We start from the raw sequence: 24,513 nt of genomic DNA, 5'->3' as shown, positions 1-24,513 counted from the left end.
TTAAAACCTTGGGCTTCTCGCCCAAACCCAGCCAACGGAAGTCCGTTGGATCACAATGAAATAATCAACCTACCCAACCCTTCCAATCTTGGAAGGGCTCCCTCGCCGGTAGGCAGGAACAAACGGTTGTTTGTTCAATGCCAAGAGGGTTTGGGTGTAGTGCCATGTCAACTCCTTAAATTCCTTCCGCTACGCTTCAGTCAGACATTTACCGTTGACATGTACGATATGTAGTTTTCTGTTTTTTACAAGTGGTGATCATAATTTTAAAAAATATTTAGCGGACAAATTTCAAAAGGCACGCTATTTTCATAATATGTTAGAGACTTAATAACCGTGTTAAGTCAAAAGCCTAATTTTGAGGTGATAATATGAGTAAATACAATTATTTGTACGACACGCCTTATTTGTATTCATCACGTCATTTAAGAGATATCTACAAGCAGACTAATTCAACTGACGATTTAGAAGCCATTCAAAGCCATATGATACGTCATGAGGTCTATAATAATGGGATGTATCAGGGCTACTATTGGTTAAGTAGACAGCTAGCAGCAGACCTTGGAGAAGATCAATATTTATTAAAATGGAGAGAAATGTTTACGGACTATGATTTATATGTAAATCCTGTAGGTGACATGAAAATTAAACGAAAGGAGCTTTGATATATGAGCGTTTTTGGTGAACTTGCTATTGTATATGGAGCAACGGGAGTTGTTGGAATAGCTATTAAATTGTTAGAAAAGAAGGGATTTCATGTTCCACGTTGGTTACTCGTTGCAAGTCTAAAATGCTTGGTTATTGGCTCAGTGTGGTATGTTCTAATTGATATGCTCGATGTATTTCTACCCTAGAATTTTACTTGGTAGTTGAAAGGTATTTCTATATTAGGTGTTTACAGGCTTTTAATCACCTTCTAATTTGCCTTAACTACCTCCAAGGAGGTACAGGAGAATTGTTCGAACTTCTCACAATTCCATCGGTTTTATTGGCAAGCGCATTATTTAGTAAAAAATTTAAAATGAGCGATAAGAAAAAAATTTCTAGGTTCTTTGAAATTGCAAATATTTGTGTGAAGCATAAAGATAATAGTCCAGAATATCCAAGGTTTATAAAACAAGAAGTTAGTGAAAATAGTACGGTATATTTGTATAAGTTGCCCATTGGAATACCTAGTCAACTTATAAAAAAGTTGGATGAAGTTATTGCAGAGGGGATAAATAAACCTGTTAAAGTTACGTATGAGTCGCCTTGGTTGCGTATACAAGCATTTGAACAAGATATACCGAGAAATTGGGAATGGAATGAAATCCATTTGAAACCCCATTCGTGGAGTGTATTGATTGGAAAAACATTAGATGAAAGAATGTATCATGACTTTGATAAGATTCCTCATATGACCATTGCGGGGATGACACGGTATGGGAAAACAGTTTTAATAAAAAATCTTGTGACCAATTTAATTCTGCAGCAATCACAAAATGTACATTTCTTTATTATTGATTTAAAGGCGGGATTAGAGTTTGGAAGGTATCGAAACTTAGAACAAGTGAAACGAGTGGCAGAGAATCCAACAGAAGCATTAGAGATGCTTTTTTATATACATGAAATGATGTTAAAACAAGTGGAGATCATGAAGCAATCTTATCTTACAAACATAGTTGATACAGCTATGAAAGATCGTTTTTTTATTCTTGTTGACGAAGGAGCAAATTTAGCACCATCGCAGGGGATGCCCAAAAAACAAAAGGATATGCTTTACATGTGTCAGAACCTATTAAGTGAAATAGCCCGTGTTGGTGGCGCACTAGGCTTTAGATTGGTTTTTTGTACGCAATATCCAACTAGTGACACATTGCCACGGCAAATTAAGCAGAATGCTGATGCAAAGATAGGTTTTCGTTTGCCAACAGCAGTTGCTTCCCAAGTTGCTATTGATGAAAACGGGTTAGAAGAACTTCCGTCCATACCAGGGCGAGCTTTATTTAAAATAGATCGTATTTATGAATTGCAAGTACCATATTTAAGTGATAAGAGCATGTGGGACTTACTAAAACAATACGAGGTGTTAAGGTGTGCTGAAGCAACGACATCAAAAGTTAAAACAGAAAGCAAGACACATAGAGATTTTATCGAGTTTGAGTAAACTTGAATTTGCAACAAGACGGCAATTACAAGCTATACACAGTTTGGGAAGTGTTCGCAATGCAAATCGTATATTAAATGATTTAAGAAAGTATGTGCATATTTCAACATACAATCGAGAGTTTGTGTATTATTTGAACAAAAAAGGTCTATCTCTATTAGGATTGGATGCTAAAGAACGAAAAAAGAAGCATCAGCTAGAACATGTTCTATTGCGCAACGAAGCGTGGATGTGGCTTGATTTTCCAAATTGGAAGGTTGAACAATCATTAAAATTTAGTTATCAAGGAAAAGAAAAACAAATTGTACCTGATGCTTTTTATGCTAAAAATAAGATTCCTTATTTTATAGAAATAGATCGTTTGCAAAATATGAAAGTAAATGAGGAGAAAATATATTATTACGGTTTGATTACCAAAATTTATAAAGAACAGCAAAATATAACCCCTATTATAATATTTTTTACGATATCTGATTATAGAGAGGAAAAATTACAAAGCTATGCTATTAAGCATGATATACATTTACAAACGTATTTAATTAAAGATGTCTTGTAGGTTTGTTTAGTTGGTCCTTACAATTTATTTATAAAAAATCTAGGTTCTTGATGACTAGACTTATAAGAAGACTACACGGTTAAGAGTAGCCTTTTTAAGTCCAAAAATCGTTATGGTTTACGTTTTTACCTGTTAATTTACGTAAAGCTTTCAGAACTTTATTAGCTGTTTTCATACTTGGAGAGACACTATTCAGATTAGCAAGACGGCTAATTGTAGATTCCCGAAGACCGCTAGTTTTTGCAATATCAACTTGTTTTAACTCATTTTTATCTATAAATTTTCCTAGTTTGGAGCGTGGCTTTTTAAACCAAGGCATTTTGTACACCTCACTAATTTTTTACTAACACTTTGTCCAAAACTTCTATTTTTCAAACTTCGAGATAAAGAATATTTGTAAAAGGTACAGCATATAATTAAATAGAATATAAAAAAATGTGTAATAATTTTGTGGAAAGTAGCATGAATAGTAATAGCTACGAATTCCTAATAAGCTAGAAATCTATGGGAATTCGTTGTAACGGGTATTCCAATAAAAATAAAACCCTCTAACCGTTGGTGTTAAAGGGTTTTTCCTATTTTATGTTCAGGTTTCCACTACATAAAAAACAGAAAACTACATATCGTACATGTCAACGGTAAATGTCTGACTGAAGCGTAGCGGAAGGAATTTAAGGAGTTGACATGGCACTACACCCAAACCCTCTTGGCATTGAACAAACAACCGTTTGTTCCTGCCTACCGGCGAGGGAGCCCTTCCAAGATTGGAAGGGTTGGGTAGGTTGATTATTTCATTGTGATCCAACGGACTTCCGTTGGCTGGGTTTGGGCGAGAAGCCCAAGGTTTTAAATTAATTAACCCCCTTTTTTTAAAAAGGGGGTTAATTAATTATTGTTTCTTTTTACCGAACGGATTTCCTTGTTTTAGAGATTTTAAGGCATCTGTATTTTCAATTTTTCTTTTTACACCAAATGGATTTTTTTGCCCAGTTTCCTCTTTTTCTGTTGTTTGAATTGTTGCAGAAACTTCTCTTTTAAACGCTGAACCGCTTGCATTACCAAAACGATTACCACCAAATCCATTGTTTTTAGCGTAAGGACTAAATGTATTCTTTTTAACACGGTCTGTAGCAAAAGAAATATCAATCATTTCTTCCTCTTGTCGTCTTTGTGCTTCTATTCTCATTTGTTCTTGTTTTTCAGCAAGTTCCTTGCCTTCCTTAGCAAGAGAAATAAAACGTGCAGGCATTTCCATACCAGCAAATATACTGTATATTACAGCGTAGTCAGCATCCCAAATTGGATCACCAAATTTCCCAGCAATTTCATCTAGCATTCTATACTCACTTAATACTTTACGAATCTTAGTTTCCGTAGAGACATCTTTGAAGAAATCCTCTCCACTTGGTCTTAAAATGAATCCACCGTACATTGTTGCTGTTTGGTATTGATGTTGACAAGAAAAGAAACCATCATTTAAACTTTTTTGAATGCTACTTTCTAATACTGTTAATTCTAACTTTTTCATTCTTGCTTTTCCGATTGTTAGAAAACGAGCGGGTAGAGTGAAAAGTTTTATTAGATCGCTAGGGTCATAGGTTACATTATCACTGCCGAAATTTTGCGGGATTAAATTGATTTCATGTAAAGTAGACACAATGTTGTTGTTTGCTTCTTCTTTCCAGTTCATAAAACGATTTTTCAAATCTTTTGTGCCTTTTTGGGATTCAATTAATTTTTGCATTTGGGTATTATCGTTTAAGATAACACTTGTAAGTGGTTTAATATCTGATGGTGAAAACAAGCGATCTTGTTCTTTAAAAAATTCGTCAATTTCATTTAATAGTACAATTGCATTGTTAATTTCATCAGGGTCACCAGACGGCAATGAAATTAATAAACTAACAGGACGTGGGAAAAACTCTTGTCTGATTAACTGTAAAACCAATGAACCCCAACCAGTTCCAACACCACCACCAGCACCTAAGCAGATTAAGAATTGATCTACATTAATATCACCATTTTCATCAGTGAATTTTCTTCCTAACGCTTCAGCAAGTGCGTTTAAATGTGTGTGTGCATCGGGATTAATTTCTTCATCAAACATATCAGTCACAACTGATGGAGTACGAGCAGCCCCTTTTAAACCTTTAAAATGTATACGGTCTTCTTTTTCGATGTTTTTTAAGTGCATCATATCAGACTCAGAAAGGTTTACAGCTAGTGTTGGGTAACAAGGTTTTCCATTTGAAAATGTATATCCTGCAAATAAATCAGCTTCTTTGTTTCCTTTTTGGCCAGCTCCAATAATTCCCCATTTAATACTAATTTCATTAATATCATGCTTATTTCCGTACATGAATTCTAATTCATTGCTATTCATCAACATATTAATTCCCCCTTATTTTTATTGTTGCTCAGTTACACTAATAATTTGTTGAATAAGCGAAAAACCAAGGTCGGATAAAGCGTAAATTTTTGATTTCCCCACATATGCCACTTCATCAAGATAACCGGTGCAGTATAAAGCATTAGTAACACTTGCTACAATTGGTTTACTAAAGTTTACTTTTTCAGTTATAGCAGCTTTATGAAGAGATATTGTTTCACCATTTTCATTTACAAAAGCCATTAAAACTTGATATACCGAGTCTTCTGTAATAAATCTTTCAGCGACATGAAGTAAATGATTTTGAAAATTTAAATTTTCGTTCATTACTTCACCCCTTTCCTTATAGAAGTCATTATTGTTTGTTTTATATCTTAATTTATTTATACCATAAATAAAACCACGTGTAAACCCTTATATAAAATTATATGTAAAACCTTTAAAAAGGTTGATATATAAATAGTTTATTAGAATTTAAGATTATTATGAGTTAAAATAAAACTATATGTAAAACCATGAGTAAAACTATATGTAAAGTAAAAAAGACAAGAATTTTCTTCTTGTCTTTGTATTGAATATGAATTTGTGAAGATATGAAATTAGTGTAGACGAATATTTATTGAAAGTGTATAGTAAAAAGTAAATTAAAAGGTTTACACATATATAACACATATATAATAATAAACAATTACATATAGATTGCTGAAAAATAAAAAGAAGCGTGCTGCAAACACGCTTCTCAAAAGATATATCAAGTTAGATGCCGCTAACTTGAAAATGCAACTTTGTGTTGCTGCAAACAACACAAAGAAGTTATCAATTCTTATAGAAGATATGATAACAATTTTATTGAATACTTTCAAGTCTTTAAGTGGATATTTTGTTATGCATTTACTGACATCTTTTGAGTATTTAATATTACATTCGCGTTTTCGAGAAGACCGTTACAGGCTAATAACTTGTAACGGTCTTTTTTTGTTGTTCTAGCGATCTAACAAACGTGGATACCGTAACCACAAAGGAATGCTGTGAAGTGTGCCTGACAAGATACGGGGTTTAGTGTAGCCGATGCAGAAAGTACACTCGGATAACAGTTGTCGTTGCATTCAACTGTCTGACGTAAGCGAGGTAAAGGACGCAAGCCTTGCATAAAAAAAGCCTAAGGGATCTTTAATCCTAATAACGATGATAACCAAGACGTTAGTGGCAAAAAGTGTCTGGGGGGTCAAACAAGACATAACTGTACTACTGTAGTTAACCATTTACTAGTAAGGGGCAGTTATGACACTGATTCATGTTTATTCTTATAATGTAACTTGTTATAAGGATAAAGGGTTATATAGCGAATCACCCGAAAGGGAACGGTGTAGGGCATGGACACGCACCGTATGGCGAAAATTGAAGCCTATAAGCTATATGCATGAGGTACAACGTAATAAGTTGGAACCAAATGCCGTCAATGCAGCCAATCTCAATTCGATACCTCGGCATTACTAAGCCAGTATTAAGATTGGATGGAGAAACCTCATTATTTTTTCGCAAGGGGATTCTCTGTCCAAAACATCATTCAACGTTCCTGACACCCACGCCAGTATAAAAACCTTTAAAACCAAAAAGCAAGACTTTTTGCTATATTTAGTTAAAAAAATTACATTGGCGTTGAGCTTAGTATAGATAAAATAATAAAAAGCAGGCTGAAAGATTTCGATATAAAGGCAAGTAAAAAGATATTTCATGATAATAAAAGAATAAAACATTGATAAAGAATTTACATAAGGGGGGAGTGTAAATTCTTTATTATTATAGGAAGAGGAGAAAATTGGTTTATATAAATTATATGGTGAGTAGTTGTTTTGGAGGGGGGATTATTTTGAGAATAAAGGTAGATGGGTTTTTATTCTTAAAAAGCTATCTTAATTATAAAATTATAGGAATGTTGAGAATTGTCGAAATATTTAGATGAAAAACCGTTGTTAATTTAAGGTTGTAAGTGTAAACTATAGATATAAATCAAACGGCGTTGATAGTGTTTACACTTATAGTTTACAGTAAAAACGCCGCCCCCGCCCCGCATTCCATTACTAATCTTATTCGACTCGTCGCCTCCACACCCCACGCTGACTACGTCATCATGGGGTGTGGAGGACATAAGATTATACATTACATGCGGGGCGGGGGCTAGATAGTGGTAATAAGAGAGTAGTTAGAGTGGGAGGGGTAGTTATATTAGTAAAGATAAAAGATAAGGATAAGGTCAAGAGATAAGGTCAAAGGAAAAAGAAAAGATCAAGGTCAAGGTCAAGAGAAAAAGATAAGGTCAAGGTCAAAGGATAAGGGCAGGTGTAAGAGTAGGTAAGAGTAGAAATAGGAAATGGTGGAAGAAGTGAGTGATATTAGGATAGTGTTTTGAAGTTAGTAGGGGTTAAAAAAAACAAAGGAATAGGTGGTTGAATTAGAAAGATAAGGGTTGGTTTTTGAAAGTTAATGTTCAAAAAAACAAAGTAGAAGTTGAATATTAATATTCAAGAATTAGAAAATTGAAGATTATTATTCAATAAAAATTGAAAGTTAATGTTCAAAAATAGTTGAGTATTAGTATTCAAAAGGTGATTAAGATGTCAAATATTCAATTTGCAATTGATGAGTTACATGTTGCTTTTAGAAAGTTAAATGAGGCATTTTTTGAAGGTGAATTACTTGAACCAGCTATTACAATTCAAAGCAGTGGTAAGCGTAGGGCAATGGGATGGTGTTCTAGTAAAGAAGTTTGGTCTGATAAAGATGGGACTATTAAGAAATATGAGCTGAATATTTCAGCAGAGTATCTAGATCACGATTTTATGGAGACTATGGACACAATGTTGCATGAAATGGTACATCTTTATAATGCTGTAAATGGCATTCAAGATACTTCTAGAAATGGGACTTATCACAATAAACGTTTCAAGTCTGAATGTGAAAAAAGGGGATTTTTCTTTCCTGAAAATAAACCTGATAAAAAACATGGTTGGCATTTTCCAAGGTTAACAGATGAGACTAAAGAAAAGATTTCTAAGCTTGGAATTAAACGAGAAGCCTTCGGCATTGCTAGGAGGGAGTTTATTCCTAATGAGAGTGTGAATGATGAGGAATCAGAAGAAGTTGAGGAGTCAAGACCTAGTTCTTTTAAGTGGATATGTTCTAAATGTAATCTGATTGTCCGTTCAACTAAGGAAGAAATTTTTATTATTTGTGGTGAATGTGAAGAAAGAATGATTCAAGAAGATAAAACTTTAAGGGAAGGTGATACAATGAATGAGGATATATAAATGAGCTGTTTGCAGGGAGGATTTGAAATGTATAATTTCAAAAAAATTACTCAAAGGGATAAGGAGGTTTTGATTTGGATATCACGACATAGTTACGTCACAGTTGCTCAAATTGAAAAATTCTTTGGAGTAAGTAGACAAATTGCTTACCGAATTTTGAGGCGACTTAAAGACTATGGTTTTCTAAAAAATGATTTAATTTTAAGGAATTTAGGTTTGTTTTATGCAACAGAAGAGGGAATTGAAATAGCTGAAATTGATTTAAATCCTATTCAGAAAATAGGTAATTTATCTGAAATAAGACATGAATTAATGATAGTTGATCTAGAAGTTGAATTGTTAATACAGGACAAAGTGCAAGGTGTTTCATCTGAATGGATTACTACTCGTGAAATAAAACGAGAAAGATATAAAAATGCTGAAAAGATTCAAAGTGAGAATTTGAAACATGGAAAATTAGTTAAAGGCCAAAAAGACGATGTTCCAGATGCTTATTGGTTAAGAGATGGAAATAAAGCAGCCATAGAAGTGGAATTATCTCGTAAACATAAAGATCGTATTAAAGAAAAGTTGAAAACCTATGATATGGAGCTTGCAGCAGGAAGGATTCAAGCTGTTATGTATTTTACAGATCGTCAAGCAATTAAAAACCTACTTGAGTCACAACGGGGGGTGATGGTTAATAAATCCTTGTTATTTGTTAGAGACTTTCCGGAGGTAGGTGAATAATTTGAACTCTCAGTCTGAACAACAACGTAAAAATGAAGAAATGGATACAGCAGGAGTATTAATCTTGTATTTACTTGGGGGAATAGTATTTGTAATTTTCAGTATATCATGTATTTTTGCTTTAATTTTTGTAGCGATTGCTAAAGCTTTAGAAAGGGATAAATGGCTTTATTACGCCAGTCCCCTATCATTGATAGGATTGCTTATTTTGTTTCAAACTGGACATTTGTATAGCATGCTTGGGACTTTAAAATATGCGCCTTTTATTAATAAATTTGTTCATGTTGAATTAGATATTTGGGCAGGAGTTGCAGGAGCATTATTCGGGATTATACTTGCAGCGGGTTTCCGTTTATATGAAACGAAGTTCAATAAAAAGATGGTGTCTAAGAAGGATGAGATAGACGAGAAGCGCAGTAGCAACAAATACCAAAAAATGCAAGAAAATAAAGCTTATTATATAAAAAAAGCTGAAAAAAAATATAAAGGTAATGAAATGTTTCTTGGGATTACTGAATTTGGGGAACCATTTACAATTACTGAAAAAGAACCAAACCAACACATGTTATTAGTTGGAACTACAGGAAGTGGGAAAACAATTTTAATCATGTTATTAATTTTAGAAGCTGTCAAAAGAGGAAAACCTATTATCGCCATTGATGGTAAAGGGGATAAGGATTTTATTGATAAATTCTCAAACCTTGCAGAGCAGGAGGGTGTTAAGACGTATGTTTTCTCTGATTTATATGGCTTAACATATAATCCAATTAAACATGGTACGGCAACAATGGTTCGAGATAAATTAATGGCATTGTTTAAATGGTCAAACGAATATTATACAAACCATTGTTCACGGTTTTTACAATTACTGATCTTAATTTTTGACAAGTACAACGTACCACGAGATATAGAGCATGTTCATAGGTATTGTGATCCGCAGAAACTAATGAATTTATTGGAACAGCAACACAAAATTGTTATTGATCGTGTTCCAGTGGAAAAAGAAAAGGAAATTTCTAAAGTGGAAGAGGTAAACTCTAATGAAGATGCGAATGTTGCAGCAGCGTTTGGGATGGCTCCTCAAATCGAAGAAAAATCTAAAGTTGAGTTAACGAAAGAAGAACCTTTGAAAGACGAGGTTCAATATAAAGAGATTAGAAGAAAAGAAGTTGATTTAGTAGCTCAAGAATTTCAAGATGAGCTTGCAACTATACCTGAGGATGTTTTACAAGGTCTACAAACACAACTTAGTGAATTAATTCGTTCAGATTTAGGTCACTTATTAAAAGAAAATGAAAATGGTATTGATTTAAGAAAGATTGCAAAAGAAAAAGCTATGGTTTTATTCTCTATAGATGGATTGGCCTATGGTGAATATGTTGAAAAGATTGCTCGTCTTGTGATTATGGATATTAACAATCTTTGTTCTTACTTGTATAAAACAGAACCTCAACCTGTTTTTGCTGTATTTGATGAGTTTTCAGCGTATGTAAATAAAAACGTCGTAGACACAGTAAATAAAGCAAGGGGTGCAGGATTAGAAGCGGTTATTGGTACTCAGGGACTTTGTGATATTGATGCAGTAAGTCCAGCGCTTCGTAAACAAATTGTGAATAACTGTAATATTCATGTTGCGATGCGAGTGAATGAAGGTGACGAAGCAGAAGCCCTGGCAAAAACAATTGGTACTTATGAGGATATTGAACTTACAATACAAACTAAAGAACGATCTGAAAGTGAAATGGGAACTAGTCGTCAAGTTGAAAGATTTAAAGCTCATCCAAATAGCATTAAAGAATTAGCCCAAGGGGAAGCTTTTATTGCTAGAAGAACAAAGCGAGGAGAAGTGAAAAAGGTGTATATTAAATATCCTTTTGTCAATCCTGAAAAACCCAAAAAGAAGGGGGTAATACTTTGAGTAGTTTAATAGCTAAGTTAAAGTTTAAAAGGGCTGTTATAAAAGAGCGAAAGCTTCCGAAAAGTAAAAAAGGATATCAAAAAATCTTAGTCATATTATTTTGGTTAATATTTATCAGTACATTCTATTTTATGTTTCAGGCTTATCAGCGAACAGCGTTCGTTAATAATAAACTGAATATTCTGAAACATGATATTAATGATAAATCAAAAGTTAATATGGAAAACAGTTTAATTTCACAAGAAGCTACAAACAGTTTTGCTCAACAATTCGCTTGGGTGTATCTAAATATAGAGAAAGATGAAAATGCTCGAAAAGAGCGTGAAAAGAAATTAGTCAAATTGTTAGCAACTAATCTTCCTATTCAAGAGTTAGAGGGAACAGGTGAAATTAATGCTAAACGAACCGTAACAAACATCAAACCATATACATTAAAAATCCTCAACGAAAAACAAGCATTAGTCACTTTATTAGTTAGTTATAAGGTAGAAAAAGAAAATGCTGAACCTCAAAATATCACACAATTACTAAATTTCTCAGTTGGAACAGATGGAACAAATTTTAATGTTATTGAGCAACCGTATTTTTTACCAGCACCAAAAGAAGCAAAACTGACAAAGGTGGAAAATTCATTTGATGGTAAAACAGAAACAAGTGATGTTAAAGCTAAGTCATCTGAAATGAAACAGTTTTTAACACAATTTTTTACCTCTTATAGTAAGTCTACAATTGAAGAAATGAGTTATCTCATGAATAGCCCTGAAACCTTAGGAGGGACAGTTGATTTTAAAAGTCTTGAAAAAACAAAGGTTTATGATGGAGACAAAAAAGGTGATTACATTATAAAAACGATTGTTGTATATCGAGATAAACAAACGAATGTAGATATGCGTTATTCATTTACATTAGAAGTTACAAAGAAAAATAACAAATTATATGTTAATAAGCTTAACCACACAATTAATTAAGGGGAGGAAGTTCATATGATTCCAAATTTAGGTAATTTAGCAACTCAAATTTTAGGAGCAATTCTTTCAGTTTTCACAATTATGCTTGCGGTTCGTGCAGTTCGTGACTGGAATAGGGGGGCTATTGGAAGTTTTGTCGGAGCAGTTGTATTTGGGATTATTGCATATGTGTTAATTGCAATGCCTGATGAGTTCGGGAATTTTGCAAAAGGAATATGGGGCGCATTAAAAAGCGGAGGTTTAAGCTAATGAGAAAACTGGCATATACCTATGGGATACTTTTTAAGTATCCCCCTAAGGTGTATAAGGTTCAAGACTTTCATTTCCCCCGCGGTTTAGAGATTCGCCAAATTGGAGCATACATCATTTTGTTTATTGCTTGTTACTTATTTAGAAATATCGACTTAATACTTTGGATTAGAACATTACCATTAGCAGTATGGGTAACAGCTTGGTTTTTAGCTCCTTGGTATTTGGGAGGGATTGTTCTTAAGATTAAATTTGAAGATAAAAAAATATATCACTATGTGATTAGACGTATCATATTTTTGTTTCAGAAGAAGGAATATGTAAGATTTAGAGCCATTGAAACGAGGGGTAAAAAAATCTTCCGATATGATGGGGTGAAAAAATAATGATAAAGAAATTAATACCAAAGCTTGAATATCCAGTGTTGGAAAGACAAGAAAACGTTCTTTGTAATAGAGATCATGAAAAATGGGCGTACTTTAGTATTAACACACAGGTCTTAAAACTTAACGATGTGAACGCTGAAAATAAGTTTGTAGAAAGATTATCTGATTTCGTAGAACAAATCAATTTAGATACGCATTATGTCATGTTACCAAAAGGATTAGATATTGCACAAAAAAACGAAATATTTAAAAAGGAATTCGATGGGGCTTTTAAAGACATTGGTTTTTCTTATATTGATCGAGCAACTGAAATTTTAGAATATGAATTGCAGGATGCTGTAGAATATTTGTTTTTTATCGGTGTAAAATTACCGAAATTAAATCGAGGGGCAGCAGGGATTTTAAAAGACACTAAAAAGGCGTTTAGTATTTTTAACTCAACGTTAAGTAAAGTAGTGGCATTACAAGAGAAGCAGATGACAGAAGAAGAAGAATATCATTATGAAAAAGCTGAAGAAGAAGTATATGCCCTTCTTAAAAGCAAAATTAGTTGTCGCAGGGCAACTAAAGAAGAAATGGATTATTTAGAAGCGCAAGCATTTGTAAGAGGACAAAGCGCTCCTGTTACTAAGGGTTCATTAGAAAGTATTATTAATGTTAGAAGAGCAGGTTATGTAAAACTAACGCAACTGGAGGAAGAAAGTTGGTGTGCTTTTCTTCCAGCAGTGGAAGTCCCAATTGATATGACATATTCACGTTGGTTATTTATTATACAACAATTGCCATTTTCAGTAGAAACGCATATTCGAGCAGATTATAAAAGCTTAGATGATGATCGTACTGAAGCAATTCGAGCAAAAAGGAAATTTAAAGACCAAGATAATCAACTTGCAGAAATTAATGAGGATGAAGATTCTTTAGTAAATGACGGACGAGTGATATTGGCTGAGTTAGAAAACAAAATTAAGAATGAAAAAAAACATCTTATTCGTACAAATGTTGTATTTGTTGTTTCAGATAAAACCAAAGAGGGTTTAGATTCGAAAATTCGTTCTTTAACTCAAGTTTGTAAAGACATGGATATTAAAGTAATTCAGCCAATTGCCGATCAGCTTCACTTATTTCATCAATGCTTGATTGGTAGCAGGGTACTGATTAGAGATTGGGAACAGCAATTTAGTTCAGAAGCATTAGCTGAGAGTTTGTTTGGTTTATCACAAAAAGTAGGGAACACTATTGGTTTTTATATAGGAAAAAATATTAGTGATGGAAGTAGCGTTAAAACTAGCTTAAAACCTGTATTTTTCCATCCGCAATTGGGCAATCAGCGAATAGCAGGAGCGAAAACAAGGAGTCTACATTTTATGGTTACGGGACCGACTGGAATGGGTAAAAGTTATTTAACTAAGAATATACTTTTATTTTCAACGTTCCTAGGTGCACAAATTTTAGGTATCGATCCCAAAAATGAGTATGAGAGAGATTTCCGTGAAGCATTAAAGTATTTTCCGAAAGAAGAATACCCAGAGTTTCATGAAATGATTGATAAAATCAACTTTATTTCATTGTCTCATGATGAAAAAGACCGTGGGAAGCTCGACCCACTTCGATTTTTGGAAGGTGTTGAAGCAGAAGATACAGCCATTAACTTATTAGAAAGTCTTGCGAAGGTTCAAGATACAGAAAGGCAAATTAGTAATGCGATAACAGAAGCTGTTCAAAAAGTAGTAAGAGCAGATGCACCTGGATTATTAAAAGTTGTTGAGGTGTTAAAAAGCGATAAAAACGAACCAACTCAAGAAGTAGGTAAACAATTGGAGAGTTATTCAAAATCTTCATTAGGAATGTTGCTTTTTTCAGATGGACACAGTGAAAGTATATCATTAGAAAAACAGTTCAATGTTATTCAGATTCAAAATTTAGATTTACCAAAAGCTGAGATGGATGCGAGAACCTATAATCGTAGTCATCATTTGTCAGTTTGTACAATGATTCCATTAGCGAAGTTTACAACGAAATTTTTAAGAAATGAAATTGAAGGTGTACTGAAATTAGCGTTATTTGAAGAAGCTTGGGCATTAGAAAACACAACACAGGGAACAGCTTTAATTAAAGAAATGCTTCGTACAGGACGTTCGCTGAACTGTGGTTGTGGTATTGTTACTCAATCCGCTAAGGATTACAACGATCAGGATGTAAAAGAACAAGTAGGCGTTCGTTTCGCTTTCAGAGCAGAAGATGAGCGTGAACAGGAAGATGTTCTAAAATTCTTCGATTTACCTGTAAATGAAGAAAATCGTGCATTACTTTCAAATTTAGAAGAGGGTGAATGTTTATTCCGTGATATTTACGGAAGAACGGCTAAAATTGCAGTTGATGTACTATATGACGAATGGATTAGAGCGTTTAATACTGTAGAAGAAACGAAAGCTAGAGAGGTGGCAATTTAATGCGGAGATTATTTATCATCATAGCAAGCACGCTACTACTATTTAGTGTAGTAGCGTGTCAAAAAACAGTGGAGAAGAAACAGGAGCATAAGGTGAAACAGGATACACCTTCTACAGTATCTTATAAATTCTTAAAAGCATATTTACAAAATGACTATATGGAAGAACAAAGGTATTTGTATAAGAAAGGCAGTTATGAGTTAGATAAAGACAAAACGATTAATCCAATTGAATTTAAAACTGAGAATATAAAAGGTATGAAAGAGTATAGGGATACAAGGAATGAAGTTGTGTATGTTTGGATGTCTTATCATAACCCACATATAAATTCAACTTCTACAGAAGTATATGCTGTTCGTAAAAATAATAAAGGGGATTACAAGATTGATATAAACGCAGATTTTAATTTTGAAAACATACAAGAAAAATTTGACCCTATTGTAATCGACCCTAATAAGTTAGGAGTGTAGAAATGGTTAAAAGGGTTAGCGCTGTATTATTAATTTGCTTTATAGGTTTTATGTCGTTGTTGCCAATAAACAAAACTTATGCAGATAATCCATTACAACAACATCAAATTAATCAAAGAATTGAAGAACAGAATAGTGATGAAAAGAAAGCAGGGCGGGTTAAGTTAAAAGAGGTATATGAAGGGCGTATTTTAAAAGAAAAAGAAAAATTTCCATTAGGACATTATCAATTAGAAACATATTTTCCTAAAGATATGGCAAGCTTTGTAACTTTAGGATACAGCCAGTCGGGACAACAAATGATAAAAGGAACGGCAGATACAATTTGGTTTGGAAATAAAATGCTAGCAGAGTTCTTTATTTACTCTGTAAGTGAAATGATGAGTTATGACTTCTTATCTAAGGTTTCTGAACCACTCGGAAAAACGTTGGAGAAAATAAGTGGTGTGGACAGTGAAAATGGTGTTTTTACTTCCTTTTTAACCATAATCGTGGCGATTATGGCAGGGGCGCTTGTAATCATTTATTATGGCAAAAATAATGCAAGTGGAGCAATTCAAGCCCTTATAAGTTCTGTTGTAATACTTGTAGGTTGCTACTGGTTCTACGGAGATGCTACAAAACATCTTAAAAGTATCAATGCAATATCAAGTGAAATAGAAAGTACTGTTGCGGGATGGACAGTTAACTTTAGTAGTGAAGCAGATAAAACAAATGGAAAACCTTACACGGCTAAAGAATCGTCCGCTTTGTTAGAAAATCAGTTGTTTAATTTAATGGTAAAAAAGCCATACCTTCACATGATGTATGGAACAAGTAAAGAAGATGAAATTCTTAAAGAGGATAAAGAACGAATTAATAAATTGTTAGAAATCAAAACTTGGGACTCTGATAGTAAAAAAGCAAGAAGTAAAATTGTTCAAGAGGAAGTAGAAAAGAAGAATAACACTAGCATGAATATACTAATGCTTGCAGAAAGATTAGGATATACTTTACTTTATTTAATTGCAACGTTATTTTTAGGGATTCCATTTATGTTATTAGCAGCAACGAAATTAGTATTACAAATTGTATTCATTGTAGTACTTTTAGTATCGCCAGCATTATTTTTAATTTCCTTAATACCGAATTTCCAAGATACCGCAAATGTCACAATTAAAAAATTAATTGGTTTAATAGTAGCTAAAGCAGGGATAGTGTTTCTTGTAACAATTTCTTTAGGTTTAACGACTTTATTATATGAGGGTATGAAAGCTTCAGACGGATTTGGCGGCCATGCATTTTTAATCTTTATGGATTGCCTGTGTTTGTTCGCCATTTTTAAATATAGAAATGAAATCTTTACTATTGTAAGTTCGGCTAAATACTATGCCCAAGGTGCAGCAGATCGAGTAACACAAGTTGCGAAAAGCGGATATGGTCAAGTGAAAGATTATGCTAAACAAGGAACTGGATTTGTAGTTGATCGTGTTCGCAGAAGTGACGCTCGTAATCAACAAGCTAAAAATCCGATGGATAATGTTGAGGGTGCAAGTGCAGAAAACAAACATTCAAAACCTACAGCTTCAACAACTACCACTGTAAAACCAAAAGAAAGTAATAAGCGAGCAGGAACACAGCAACAAACAGGAGAGGCAGATTCAGCTTCTTATGATAACAGTAAAAAGGGTATTAGTAGCGTATTTTACAATATGACAAAGAAATTTAGAAAAAAGGAAGATACTCCATCACACCATACTCCAGAGCAACCAAAACAATCTAAGGAACAAACTTGGATACCAATTCCACAACATCAACAAGAATTCCAAAAGAAAAAAGAAGGGCAAACAAAAGGTTATATTCCAATTCCTCAACAAACAAGAGTTAGTCAAGCTCGTAAGAAATCGCAAGTTAAAGGGGTTGAATTATCTCGGAAACATCAACAACCTCAAAATAAAAAGAAGGCGAATGATGCTAAATGAGTGCAACAGATTTAGCAAAAGAGCAAGCAAAACAATATGTGAAGAGGGCGGTTAAAAAGAAGGTTCTAGCCGCCTTTCTAAGTAATCCAATAGCTCTTGTTATTTTGGGTGCTATATTGTTAATGACAGTATCTATAGGATTGATATTTTTCATGCTACTTAGTAGCACTGGTGAAGATGCAAAACCTAATACAGATCAATTGACTGGAAATGGTGCAATTCCCATGAATGGAGATTTTACTGGGGGAAAAGCAAATGTTTCGGCTGTTATTAGGAGTTATGAGCCAATAATGCGGGAAGAAGCACGGAAAAACGGAATAGAAGGATATACAGAATTATTACTTGCTTTAATGCAGACTGAGTCAGGACCAAATCCGAGTGTTACCGATATTATGCAAGCTAGTGAATCGCAAGGACTCCCACCTAATACAATATCTGATCCGTATCTTTCGATTCAAATTGGAGTAAAGGTATTTGCTGAGAGATTAAGGGCAGCGGGAAATGATGTTCAAGTTGCCTTACAAACGTACAACTTTGGAATGGCTTTTGTTGGATTTATTCAGCAAAATGGAGGGAAATATACACAGGAATTAGCAATTCGATATTCAAGAGAACATAGCACGGGTATTTACAGTTGTACTGGTAGAGACCCTAACAACTACAGAACACAAGCGGGCGCTTGTTATGGTGATTTTAAGTATGTAGAAAAAATTTTAAAACTGTATACACCGGGTAAATCTGATTTTGGAAATATCGCACAAGGTTCTCAAATATTTGATGTAAATCAAGTTCACGATTTAATGAAACAGTTTTTAGGGCAACCATATGTATGGGGTGGTAGAAATCCAGCACAAGGTTTTGATTGTAGTGGTCTAATGGAATGGAGTTTCGCACAGGTGGGAATTAATCTTTATGGAACAGCGGAAACGCAATATCACAAAACTGTATCTGTACCAGAAGGGCAGGAACAACCAGGGGATTTAGTTTTTTGGGAAACTTATAAAGCAGCTCCATCCCACGTAGGGATGTATGTTGGGAACGATCAATTCATCAATAGTAATGATAATGGAATAGAATATTCCAGTGTTTCAAAATGGAATAAATCTTATAAAGCATTAGGTTTTAGAAGGGTTGTGAGTCGATGAAAAGAAAAACATTAATAACAGCAATTACAGTGACAGTAGTAATTGTAATTGCTGTCCTCTATTTCTTTCAACTTAACAATGTTATTGGAAAGGAGCAACTAAAAAATAAACAATTGAAGGATGAAATTACAAGTTTAAAACATACAGAAGGAAATAAAGCGGATGAGCTGACAAAGAATTTTATTACAGCATTTTTTACTTATGATAATACACTTCAAAGATATCAAAATATTAAACAATATACGACTGAACAAGGATATAAAAGCACGTTCCCAAGTGGTATGGAACCGCCAAGTAAAGGTGCAGATATCCGTTCAAGTATAAGTGAACTTGAAATTTTTAATAAACAGAAATCGAAAAATGAAATTACAACAATAAGCACATTTGAAGTAACAACAACATTCAATGAAGTTCCTTCTGTAAGTAAGATGGTTATTAAAACAGACCTCGTAAAAGTTGAAAATAATTGGAAGGTTGATGATGTGACAATTTTATCTTCTCAATCAGTAGCGAGTTAAAAAACGACCTCTCAGATTCCTTTGTAATGGATTTTAAAACACGAAACAATATAATTGGTACAAAAGAGATTAGCACGCTTATATGAAGGGGTTAAAAACGTTTAATTGGAAGTGAGGGATAAAGGTGCTTAATATCATTGGTTTTGCTGTAAGTTTAGTAATTATAAGCACGCTTTTAACGGTATCGGTGTTTGTTGTATTGAAAAATAAGTGGAATTATTTGTTTATATTAATTCCACTTATTTTTATCATAGTAATAGCAATTGTTGATATGGATACGTTTTTAGGAACAGTAAATTCTTTGTTTACACCAATAAAACTAGAGGAATAGGAGTTGTAAAAGATGGGGAGAAATGATGTTTGTTTTTGTGGTAGTGGAAAAAAACGAAAAAAATGTCACAGCTATATTGGTGAAGAGAGTTATATAGAATCTCTATATAAGATGTACCATGAAATTGAAGAAATTAAAAAAGACCATCAATATCCTTTAAATCATCCCTGTAAGAAAGGGTGCTATGAATGTTGTTATGACTTTTTTTCTATTACTATGCTAGAATTTGAAGCGATTTTAGCAAATTTGAAACGTAATGGGATGGATTATACTAGGGAAATTTTTGATATAGCCTTGGAATATAATGCATTTATAGAAAAGAAAGACCCAGAATTATACGCTTACTTTGAAAAAGATTTAACCGGGAGTGACTTTGCAGAAGAATTCAATTTTCAAAGACGATTATACAATAATAGGCCAGCAAGATTTTCGTTTCCATGTCCTTTGCTTAATAAGAAAGATAAAAGCTGTAGTGTTTATGAGGATAGACCTTTCATCTGTCGTACACATGGAAACACATTTAGTATTTCTACAAATCTATATAAGAACAATTCTCCGACATGTGATTATATTGTAGATAGTGTAGAGAATGCGAATTATACACCTGAGATTAAAGATGAATTTTATACAAAAATGATGGAACTGAATAAGTTAGTTCAGGGGGAAATGAGAAGTTTTTTGATTCAATATCCAATTTTTTATTGGTTTAAATTGTATAAAGATAAAAACGAAAGACATAATCGTGATATGTGTGAGTCGTTAGTACCAGCATATTTTTATAAAAAAGTTGATTCATTACAACCTATAGATGTTCGTTAATTATCTAAAGGAGAGATGAATTCTTTATGAAACAAAATCAAAATAGTTTTTATGGAAAGCCAATTACAAAATACCCATCTGTAACTTTAGAATGCAAGGATATTAAAGACGGGTTTCATTTAAATGTCAGCGGTGTATATGTATTTTATGCGGTCAGTGGAGTTAGTTTGTATGTGGGGATGTCTACAAATTTGAGAGGTCGTATTCTTGAACACTTACAAGGTAAAAATGAGGGTACAGAGCTTCTAAATAATTATTTCCATCGGGTAAAGGTGTACCTTATAGAAGATGAAAATGAGAGAGAAGCATATGAGCATGAATTAATTAATGAGTTATTTCCACTGTTCAATGTCGCAGGGAATGACAGTATGCACATAGATTTTTTAAGTCGTTTCCGCTCGTTTGTAAAAGAGATTATTTCAGAGCAAGAACAAAAGACAAGAGAAATTGAAAAACCAAGAGATGAAGTTATAAGTGTATTCGATTCATGGGAAAAAGAGGGGAAAATCAAAGAATGAAGTGTTTCAAAAAAACTAATGTTTATTAGAAACTTTAAAAAGGTGCAAAAAGCACCTTTATTTTTTTGTTTTTGTTTCTAAAAAATATATCAAAAATCAACTTCCAAAAAACATGTATTTATTATAAAATAAAGGTAAATAATGTTAATGGAGGTTTGGAATTGAAAATAGGATATGCTAGGGTTTCAACTAATGAGCAAACATTAGATATGCAATTGGATGCATTAGAAAAAGCTGGTTGCAATAGGATTTACAAAGAAAAGATATCAGGTGTTCGAGATGAAAGAATCGAGTTACAAAAAGCTTTAGATGCATTGCGGGATGGAGATCAGTTCATTATATATAAATTTGATCGTCTTGCTAGATCAACTAAAAAGTTAATCGAAATTGCTGAATACCTAGAACAAAACAATATAGAACTTGTGAGTATTTGTGACAAAGTGGATACGACAACCCCAGCGGGAAAAGCTATGTTTCGAATGTTTGCTGTATTCGCAGAATTTGAAAGGGATATTATACGAGAGCGAGTATTAAATGGTTTGCAAGCAGCGAGAGCTAGGGGAAAAAAAGGGGGGAGACCTCGTATTAGCGAAAAGACTAAAAAGAAGGCACTTACTATGTATGAAAGCAAAAAATATTCCTTGAAAGAAATTAAAGAAGAAACAGGAGTTTCAATTGCAACAATTTATAATTGGATAGGGGAAGAAAGAACAAGAGGGGGAGTGTGAAATGAGAAAATATGATTTTGCTTTAGGGGATAAAATATTTAGTACCTATACTCAAGAGATAAACCAAACTCAACTTTTAATTTCAATTCCCAAAATGGAGTGGTCATATCTTCTTCGATTTGACATGGAAACTTATAATGAATTTGAAAGTGAACGCAACAAAATGGTTCGTTCTCTTTTGGGAAACAACAAGCTTCAATATGGTGAAGCTGAAAAATTGGTTGATTTAATTAATGAATGGATTTAATGCCGAGTATGGCCACTTAGAATTTTAAAAAGGAGGATAGTAATGGTTAAAGAGATTCACGAATCAGATTTACTTTTGGAATACGATATGAAGTTTCCTGAAATAAATAAGCATTTTAAAATATCTCATCCTGATTTCGGAGTGTGTGAAGTGTTTATTATCTATATCGATCAGTATGAGTGGACTAGTGAAACAAGTGTAGAGACAACTATAAAATATTACATTACTGATGTAATTGAGCCCTCTCGTCAATATAAGATAAATAAGCTTGGACTGAAAGTGATTGGCACGAATCAATAAGTTTTCCCCACAAATCTTAAGTTAAGGTTTGTGGGGAAAACGGATGGGGGAATTATTATGGAAAGAAAGGTAGGATATTTAAAATTCAAAAGAAGTAAAGGGAACTTTTATGTGTATTTAGTTAGAAGTGTTAGAGAAAATGGGGTTAAAAAAGATATTGTTTTATACAGGTTTGGTCGATTAGATAAAGCACTAGAAAATCTTTTTGATTGGAGAATGAATTATGAAAAAACACCTAAGGAGTTGTTAGATTTAGGTTATACATGGCATGATCTACATGATTGGGTTAATACTTTAGAAATGGGATATAGCAAAAAGGGTAAAAAATTAATTATTGTAAATTAATTTTTAGGAGGTATGTATCCATGATTTTTAAAAAAGCTAAACTTATCAAGGAGTTAGAAGAAAAGGTTTCTAAATTGGAACAAGAACTAGAGCAAGCTCATGAATTAGCATCTGATCTTCATATGCAACTTCAATTTAAAGAATGGGAGGAAGAAAGAAGAATGAAATATGATATTTCCTAGAAGTGGCATGTGTGTAAATAACATATTAAGTGTGGATATGGAAATGCCCTATATTTTAGCTATAACCTTGCTAGTTAGCAAGGTTTTTATATTGAGAAAATTTTTACCCCTATAATATTTAGAAAATTCCACATATTTTATGATATTATGGTTTTAATTTACAATTGGGGGAGAAGGGATTCTATGAATGTACAAATAATTACTAAGGACTATATCAAAAACCTTTTGAACAAATGGTATCAAGAAATGCGTTCCCAAAATATTGTTAAGGCACAAGAAATAAAGCAAGAAATTGATATGAAAATTCATCAAATTGAAGATGAAGAAATATTATTACATTATTCACTTTTAGTGTTTCGCTATAACATGTTAAGTGCAGATTTTTACCCGCAGAATTCCAATGTTGATACAAAATGTCTTAAGGAAATAAATTTATATAATACACCAAAAGATAAGACTTTGGCATATTATTATCATTTCTTTAAAGGGGCTCATGAGACTACATTAGGTAATTTTAAAGTAGCTGAAAAGCATTATGAAAAAGCCCATGAATTTATAGATCATGTTCATGATGTAATTGAAAAAGCCGAATTTTATTTTAAATTAGCAAGCTTTTCTTATTATATTCAACAGCCACTGGATGCAGTTGAATATGCCACTAAAGCAAGGAAAATATTTTCAGAGCAACATGGGTATGAATTAAAAGTTGCAGCATGTCAAAATGTTTTAGGTTTAGCCTGTGTAGAATTAGAACAATATGAACAAGCTGAGGTATTCTTAACAACGGCAATGAGTATTTTGCAAAAAGAAAACGAAGAAGCATTAATGCTAAGGGTACGTCACAGTTTAGGAGTAATGTATGCTGAACAAGACCTTTCAGATTTAGCAATTCGTTATTTATCAGAAGTTTCTCGTGAAATTCCCGATCACTTTAGAGCAATTTTTTTAGAAGCAAGAGAATATTATAAAATAGATGAAAATAAAATAGCTTCAGAGTTAATTGAAAAAGGATTAGAAATTTGTAATGAGCTAGACAATGAAGAATATAAACATCATTTTGCAATTTTAAAATCCATGAATGAAAAAGTAACAGCAGAACAATTAGAAAAAGCTGTTTTAGAAGGATTTTCTTTCTTTAAGAAAGAAGGATTATTTCAATACTTATTTGAGTATTCAAGTAAATTAGCAATGCATTTTCATGAAGAAGGAAACCATTCAAAGGCAAGTGAATATTTTTACTTTATTCATAAGGAAAAAGGGAAATTTAAGAGAGGGGCTTTAAAATGAAAAAAATTATAGCCAGTTCAATTGGTCTAATTATGACAATGGTTTTATTAGCCGGAGTAAATTCAAATTTAAATGTGCAACAAAATGTTTCTGGTGATGTTAGTCAATATACACATGGGCAACCTTGGGGATGATTGGGAGTAAAAAGGAATTCTTAAAAGAGTTCCTTTTTATTTTTTGTTCTTTTTTGAATATTAATATTCAAAATTATTGTATAAAACGAATAAAAAAATGTGGCCATCATTTAATTTGCTAAGAAATACCGAACGAATTTTAATCCTGGTATTGGTTAATGTTTGTTATTAAAATTGGCAATTAAAACCTTGGGCTTCTCGCCCAAACCCAGCCAACGGAAGTCCGTTGGATCACAATGAAATAATCAACCTACCCAACCCTTCCAATCTTGGAAGGGCTCCCTCGCCGGTAGGCAGGAACAAACGGTTGTTTGTTCAATGCCAAGAGGGTTTGGGTGTAGTGCCATGTCAACTCCTTAAATTCCTTCCGCTACGCTTCAGTCAGACATTTACCGTTGACATGTACGATATGTAGTTTTCTGTTTTTTA

28 protein-coding genes are annotated in these 24,513 nt (G+C 33.2%); 25 read left to right on the top strand and 3 right to left on the bottom strand.

Annotated elements, in window-relative coordinates:
- Positions 1-485: 485 nt before the first annotated feature.
- The 4 genes from PLX19_RS24865 to PLX19_RS24850 all read left to right on the top strand — a co-directional run bounded on the left by PLX19_RS24865 (position 486) and on the right by PLX19_RS24850 (position 2,702).
- The gene (locus PLX19_RS24865; protein ID WP_272191585.1) at positions 486-665 is read left to right on the top strand and encodes a hypothetical protein; all 180 of its coding nucleotides are present in this window, start codon (positions 486-488) and stop codon (positions 663-665) included.
- Positions 666-668: 3 nt separating this feature from the next.
- Positions 669-854: a hypothetical protein gene (locus PLX19_RS24860; protein WP_272191583.1), complete on the top strand. Its 186-nt coding sequence runs from the start codon at positions 669-671 to the stop codon at positions 852-854.
- Positions 855-955: 101 nt separating this feature from the next.
- Complete coding sequence (locus PLX19_RS24855; RefSeq protein WP_442869097.1) at positions 956-2,146, top strand: FtsK/SpoIIIE domain-containing protein; 1,191 nt, start codon at positions 956-958, stop codon at positions 2,144-2,146.
- Entirely contained in the window at positions 2,139-2,702 is a 564-nt protein-coding gene (locus PLX19_RS24850; protein ID WP_272191581.1) for a replication-relaxation family protein, read from the top strand. The genes PLX19_RS24855 and PLX19_RS24850 overlap by 8 nt, the downstream gene beginning before the upstream one ends.
- Positions 2,703-2,796: 94 nt before the next feature.
- Here PLX19_RS24850 and PLX19_RS24845 read toward each other — a convergent pair whose 3' ends face one another.
- The 3 genes from PLX19_RS24845 to PLX19_RS24835 form a co-directional block, all read right to left on the bottom strand.
- Positions 2,797-3,021 carry a helix-turn-helix domain-containing protein gene (locus PLX19_RS24845; RefSeq protein ID WP_272191579.1) on the bottom strand — a complete coding sequence of 75 codons (225 nt, stop codon included), beginning with the start codon at positions 3,019-3,021 and terminating at the stop codon, positions 2,797-2,799.
- Positions 3,022-3,591: 570 nt separating this feature from the next.
- Complete coding sequence (locus tag PLX19_RS24840; RefSeq protein ID WP_272191577.1) at positions 3,592-5,091, bottom strand: cell division protein FtsZ; 1,500 nt, start codon at positions 5,089-5,091, stop codon at positions 3,592-3,594.
- Between the two features lie 18 nt (positions 5,092-5,109).
- Positions 5,110-5,418: a MarR family transcriptional regulator gene (locus tag PLX19_RS24835; protein ID WP_272191575.1), complete on the bottom strand. Its 309-nt coding sequence runs from the start codon at positions 5,416-5,418 to the stop codon at positions 5,110-5,112.
- Between the two features lie 2,288 nt (positions 5,419-7,706).
- Between PLX19_RS24835 and PLX19_RS24830 the strand changes: the two genes are divergently transcribed.
- The 21 genes from PLX19_RS24830 to PLX19_RS24730 all read left to right on the top strand — a co-directional run bounded on the left by PLX19_RS24830 (position 7,707) and on the right by PLX19_RS24730 (position 24,084).
- Entirely contained in the window at positions 7,707-8,399 is a 693-nt protein-coding gene (locus PLX19_RS24830) for a SprT-like domain-containing protein (protein WP_272191573.1), read from the top strand.
- 27 nt (positions 8,400-8,426) lie between these two features.
- Positions 8,427-9,128, top strand: a complete 702-nt coding sequence (locus tag PLX19_RS24825) for a MarR family transcriptional regulator (protein WP_272191571.1) — start codon at positions 8,427-8,429, stop codon at positions 9,126-9,128.
- A gap of 1 nt (position 9,129) precedes the next feature.
- Positions 9,130-11,046 (top strand): type IV secretory system conjugative DNA transfer family protein, encoded by a 1,917-nt coding sequence (locus PLX19_RS24820; protein ID WP_272191570.1) that lies wholly within the window; start codon positions 9,130-9,132, stop codon positions 11,044-11,046.
- Positions 11,043-12,014 (top strand): conjugal transfer protein, encoded by a 972-nt coding sequence (locus PLX19_RS24815; RefSeq protein ID WP_272191569.1) that lies wholly within the window; start codon positions 11,043-11,045, stop codon positions 12,012-12,014. The genes PLX19_RS24820 and PLX19_RS24815 overlap by 4 nt, the downstream gene beginning before the upstream one ends.
- Before the next feature lie 15 nt (positions 12,015-12,029).
- Positions 12,030-12,263: a hypothetical protein gene (locus tag PLX19_RS24810; protein WP_272191568.1), complete on the top strand. Its 234-nt coding sequence runs from the start codon at positions 12,030-12,032 to the stop codon at positions 12,261-12,263.
- Positions 12,263-12,649: a TcpE family conjugal transfer membrane protein gene (locus tag PLX19_RS24805; RefSeq protein WP_272191567.1), complete on the top strand. Its 387-nt coding sequence runs from the start codon at positions 12,263-12,265 to the stop codon at positions 12,647-12,649. Before PLX19_RS24810 ends, PLX19_RS24805 begins: the two co-directional genes overlap by 1 nt.
- Positions 12,649-15,099, top strand: a complete 2,451-nt coding sequence (locus tag PLX19_RS24800) for an ATP-binding protein (RefSeq protein WP_272191566.1) — start codon at positions 12,649-12,651, stop codon at positions 15,097-15,099. Before PLX19_RS24805 ends, PLX19_RS24800 begins: the two co-directional genes overlap by 1 nt.
- Positions 15,099-15,569: a hypothetical protein gene (locus PLX19_RS24795; RefSeq protein ID WP_272191565.1), complete on the top strand. Its 471-nt coding sequence runs from the start codon at positions 15,099-15,101 to the stop codon at positions 15,567-15,569. Before PLX19_RS24800 ends, PLX19_RS24795 begins: the two co-directional genes overlap by 1 nt.
- Before the next feature lie 2 nt (positions 15,570-15,571).
- A complete protein-coding gene (locus PLX19_RS24790; protein ID WP_272191564.1) occupies positions 15,572-17,530 on the top strand; it encodes a CD3337/EF1877 family mobilome membrane protein in 1,959 nt (652 codons plus the stop codon).
- Positions 17,527-18,675 carry a bifunctional lytic transglycosylase/C40 family peptidase gene (locus PLX19_RS24785; protein ID WP_272191563.1) on the top strand — a complete coding sequence of 383 codons (1,149 nt, stop codon included), beginning with the start codon at positions 17,527-17,529 and terminating at the stop codon, positions 18,673-18,675. Before PLX19_RS24790 ends, PLX19_RS24785 begins: the two co-directional genes overlap by 4 nt.
- Positions 18,672-19,193: a hypothetical protein gene (locus PLX19_RS24780; protein ID WP_272191562.1), complete on the top strand. Its 522-nt coding sequence runs from the start codon at positions 18,672-18,674 to the stop codon at positions 19,191-19,193. The genes PLX19_RS24785 and PLX19_RS24780 overlap by 4 nt, the downstream gene beginning before the upstream one ends.
- Positions 19,194-19,317: 124 nt before the next feature.
- Positions 19,318-19,524, top strand: a complete 207-nt coding sequence (locus tag PLX19_RS24775; RefSeq protein ID WP_272191561.1) for a hypothetical protein — start codon at positions 19,318-19,320, stop codon at positions 19,522-19,524.
- Between the two features lie 12 nt (positions 19,525-19,536).
- Complete coding sequence (locus PLX19_RS24770; RefSeq protein ID WP_272191560.1) at positions 19,537-20,343, top strand: YkgJ family cysteine cluster protein; 807 nt, start codon at positions 19,537-19,539, stop codon at positions 20,341-20,343.
- Between the two features lie 26 nt (positions 20,344-20,369).
- Positions 20,370-20,861: a GIY-YIG nuclease family protein gene (locus PLX19_RS24765; RefSeq protein WP_272191558.1), complete on the top strand. Its 492-nt coding sequence runs from the start codon at positions 20,370-20,372 to the stop codon at positions 20,859-20,861.
- 71 nt (positions 20,862-20,932) lie between these two features.
- Positions 20,933-21,589, top strand: a complete 657-nt coding sequence (locus PLX19_RS24760; RefSeq protein ID WP_334313786.1) for a recombinase family protein — start codon at positions 20,933-20,935, stop codon at positions 21,587-21,589.
- Between the two features lies 1 nt (position 21,590).
- Positions 21,591-21,836: a YueH family protein gene (locus PLX19_RS24755; protein ID WP_272191557.1), complete on the top strand. Its 246-nt coding sequence runs from the start codon at positions 21,591-21,593 to the stop codon at positions 21,834-21,836.
- A 42-nt stretch (positions 21,837-21,878) separates the two neighbouring features.
- Positions 21,879-22,136: a hypothetical protein gene (locus tag PLX19_RS24750; RefSeq protein WP_272191556.1), complete on the top strand. Its 258-nt coding sequence runs from the start codon at positions 21,879-21,881 to the stop codon at positions 22,134-22,136.
- A 57-nt stretch (positions 22,137-22,193) separates the two neighbouring features.
- The gene (locus tag PLX19_RS24745) at positions 22,194-22,481 is read left to right on the top strand and encodes a hypothetical protein (RefSeq protein WP_272191554.1); all 288 of its coding nucleotides are present in this window, start codon (positions 22,194-22,196) and stop codon (positions 22,479-22,481) included.
- A 20-nt stretch (positions 22,482-22,501) separates the two neighbouring features.
- Positions 22,502-22,663, top strand: coding sequence for a hypothetical protein (locus PLX19_RS24740; protein ID WP_272191553.1), 162 nt, complete (start codon positions 22,502-22,504; stop codon positions 22,661-22,663).
- 183 nt (positions 22,664-22,846) lie between these two features.
- Positions 22,847-23,950, top strand: a complete 1,104-nt coding sequence (locus PLX19_RS24735; protein ID WP_272191552.1) for a response regulator aspartate phosphatase — start codon at positions 22,847-22,849, stop codon at positions 23,948-23,950.
- Positions 23,947-24,084: a Phr family secreted Rap phosphatase inhibitor gene (locus PLX19_RS24730; protein WP_272191551.1), complete on the top strand. Its 138-nt coding sequence runs from the start codon at positions 23,947-23,949 to the stop codon at positions 24,082-24,084. The genes PLX19_RS24735 and PLX19_RS24730 overlap by 4 nt, the downstream gene beginning before the upstream one ends.
- The last annotated feature ends 429 nt before the right edge of the window (positions 24,085-24,513 follow it).

Source organism: Bacillus sp. BP-3 (genome assembly GCF_028401955.1).
Classification (GTDB): Bacteria; Bacillota; Bacilli; order Bacillales; family Bacillaceae_G; genus Bacillus_A.
This window is presented reverse-complemented; position numbering and strand designations above follow the sequence as displayed.